3 protein-coding genes are annotated in these 2,791 nt (G+C 43.6%); 1 reads left to right on the top strand and 2 read right to left on the bottom strand.

Translation table 11 applies throughout. From position 1 onward, the window contains the following. Window positions 1–166 precede the first annotated feature (166 nt). Window positions 167–901 (top strand): hypothetical protein, encoded by a 735-nt coding sequence (locus QZY09_RS12575; RefSeq protein WP_295672882.1) that lies wholly within the window; start codon window positions 167–169, stop codon window positions 899–901. Window positions 902–959: 58 nt separating this feature from the next. On the opposite strand, the gene QZY09_RS12570 is transcribed toward QZY09_RS12575, so the two are convergent. Both QZY09_RS12570 and QZY09_RS12565 read right to left on the bottom strand, forming a co-directional pair. After that, on the bottom strand, window positions 960–1,946 hold the full coding sequence (locus QZY09_RS12570; protein ID WP_295672880.1) for an MlaD family protein: 987 nt from the start codon (window positions 1,944–1,946) through the stop codon (window positions 960–962). Between the two features lie 14 nt (window positions 1,947–1,960). Beyond that, on the bottom strand, window positions 1,961–2,734 hold the full coding sequence (locus tag QZY09_RS12565; RefSeq protein WP_295672878.1) for an ABC transporter ATP-binding protein: 774 nt from the start codon (window positions 2,732–2,734) through the stop codon (window positions 1,961–1,963). Between the last annotated feature and the right edge of the window lie 57 nt (window positions 2,735–2,791).

The raw sequence follows: 2,791 nt of genomic DNA, 5'->3' as shown, positions 1-2,791 counted from the left end.
CGACCACAAGGGTCGCCCCTGCTGTTTAATTTCTGACATCACCCAACGTTGGAGGCTTTTCTTTTTTAAACTAATCTCCAATTAACTAGCCTCCAATCTCTAATCCCCAAACGTTAAAAAATGTTATAGCCATTTAAATTGCCTGCGTTTGATTTATATTTAACAAATGCGCCGAATCTTATTTATTACCCTCTGTTGTGTTTTTTGTGCTGTTACCCTTCAGGCGCAAACGATGCTCAATGGTCGCGTGTTTGAATATAAAACGCGTATTGCCCTGCAAGGTGTAAGCATTGAAAATTTGGGCAACAAAATAAAAGCAATTACCGGCCCTGATGGCGGCTTTCGCATTGCTGCAAAAACCGGCGACTTACTTGTTTTAAAAAGTTTTGGCTATCAAACTGATACCTTATTGCTAACCGATCTGCACGATAAGGAACTATTTTTGGAACCACAGCGGATGGAACTTAAACAGGTTACCGTTACCGATAGTAATGCAAAGGCATCGCAGGCCGCTAAAAACATGCAGTATGTTGATCCCCAGTTTCATGGGCAAACTATGGTTTATCACCGGGATTTGAAAAAACAATTTGATGGCGGCATTATTTTAAGGATGCATTATTTCAAGGGCTATGAAAACAAAAAAAACAAGGCCCTGGAAAAGGAGCAGCAGCGCATGCTCAGTGAGGAGATCAGCACCATATTTACGGCCGATAATATCAGTCATTATTTGCCGCTAAAAGGCACCGATCTGGACAACTTTTTACTCTTGTATACCCCGGATATTAAAGTTTACAATAGTAAGGATTTTAACCTGCTGGAGTATCTCAATACTTCCTATAAAACCTGGCTCACCCTCACGCCTGATCAGTGCAAGGCCGGGCAGATTTTCAATAAGCGTTGAGGAGTTGTTGGAAGAGTGGAAAGTTGTTTCTTCTTTCGGACTTTCCGACTCCCCCCAATCACTTCTTCTTCAAACTATCCGCCTTTGCTTTTTCCCGGTCCTTAAAAAATCCTTTCAGCAAAAAGTTATGCTGCAAAGCTTCAAGATCGTCATTTAGTTTTACGGCACTCTCCTGCAGATTTTTAAGGGTAGATTGTACTTGCGCGGCGCCTTTAGGGTCGTTAAGCAATACGCCTAATGTATTATCGGTAGTGTTCAGTTTATTGCTGGCTTTGTTCAGGTTATTGGTTAATGTACTGGCATTATTAGCTGCCTGCTGTAATTGGGCAGCGGCTGCTTTCAGGCGGTTAAAGGTGGTCGTATCCGTTAATATCTTATCTGCAAAACCTCCTTTGGTATTCAGTTTATCGCCGAATTGGTTCAGTTGTACCGCCAGGGTAGCCGCCTTTTCGGTGGCTACCTGCAGGTTGCGCATGGAGTTTTTAAGCTGTATCCCCATAGCGCTATCGGCCATCAATGCGCCTACAGTACCTTTACCTTTTAAAATATTATGGCTCAATACTTTAAAATCAGTAGTGATGGCAAGCAGGTTCTCATTATTTTTCTGGAAGGTTTTAAGCATGTCGTCGGTTGAAAGCATTTTTACTGCATGAAGGGTATCGCCGTCGGCAACAACTGGGGCCTGGGGGCTGCCACCGTCAATCACAATCAGCTTATTGCCGATCAAGCCGTCGGTGCCGATATGCACGCCTGAATTGTGATGAATATAAGGCTGTACTTTTTGGTCTATCTTCATTCTTACATTAACCTGCGAAGTGCCCACAAATCTAATTTCACTTATCGTGCCTACTTTAACGCCCGAGAACCAAACATCATTCCCCTTTTTTAAACCGGCAACATCGTCAAATACGGCGCTTACGCGGATGCTTTTATCAAAACTTTTTTGTTGGCCGCCCAGGGTAAAAACACCCAGTATAAAAATAATAAGCCCGATGGCCAAAAATATGCCAACCGTTAATGCTTTCCTGTTTTCCTTTAAATCCATGATATGGTGAATGTCTAATCTGTAAAATTGTAATCATAAAAAGGTTTTATCCTTTCGTCTTTGGTATCAAATACTTCTTCAAAGCTTCCTACCCGCTGAAATTTGCCGTCTATCAGCATTGCTATCCGGTCTCCGGTTGATTTGGCGCAGGTAAGGTCGTGGGTAATGATAATTGACGATGTTTTAAATCGTTGCTGCACCTCGTTGATCAGGTCATTGATCTCGATACAGGTGATCGGGTCGAGTCCGGCTGTTGGCTCATCGTACAACATGATCTCGGGGTTAAGGATCAGCGTGCGCGCTATGCCTATCCGCTTGCGCTGCCCGCCCGAAAGTTCGGCAGGCATCTGGTTTAGCGTTTGGCTGAGGCCAACAGCATCCAGCACGGTTTCAACTGCACTGTCAATTTCCTTTCGGGTAAGATGTTTCCGGTTGCGCACCAGCGGAAATTCAAGGTTTTTGCGTACCGTCATGCTATCGTACAAGGCGCTGTTCTGGAATGAAAAACCGATCCTTATCCTCAGTATCTGCAATTCTTTTTCGCTTATGCTACAAACATCTTGTCCTAAAACTTCAATGCTTCCTTCGTCGGGCCTTAAAAGTCCCGAAACTAACTTTATCAAAACCGATTTACCCGAGCCGGAGCGCCCCAAAACCACCAGGTTTTCACCCTGGTACAGATCAAGGTCGATACCGCGCAATACGGCATAATCTTCAAATGACTTTTCCAGCCCCCTGATTTTTATTACCGTATTGTTATAATCGATCTTTGCTTTTGCCTTTTTCATGATTTGGGGGCACTGATTAGCGGAAGTTATTGGTTATTTGTACGATGATCACTTCTT

The sequence above is a fragment of the uncultured Mucilaginibacter sp. genome (assembly GCF_903913935.1).
Classification (GTDB): domain Bacteria; phylum Bacteroidota; class Bacteroidia; order Sphingobacteriales; family Sphingobacteriaceae; genus Mucilaginibacter.
The sequence above is the reverse complement of the archived record's forward strand: the minus strand, read 5'-3'. Positions and strand labels throughout refer to the sequence as shown.

Excerpts from the sequence above, each read along its gene's own strand:
- QZY09_RS12575 (WP_295672882.1), top strand. The coding sequence starts at position 167 with ATGCGCCGAATCTTATTTATTACCCTCTGTTGTGTTTTTTGTGCTGTT.
- QZY09_RS12570 (WP_295672880.1), bottom strand. The coding sequence starts at position 1,946 with ATGGATTTAAAGGAAAACAGGAAAGCATTAACGGTTGGCATATTTTTG.
- QZY09_RS12565 (WP_295672878.1), bottom strand. The coding sequence starts at position 2,734 with ATGAAAAAGGCAAAAGCAAAGATCGATTATAACAATACGGTAATAAAA.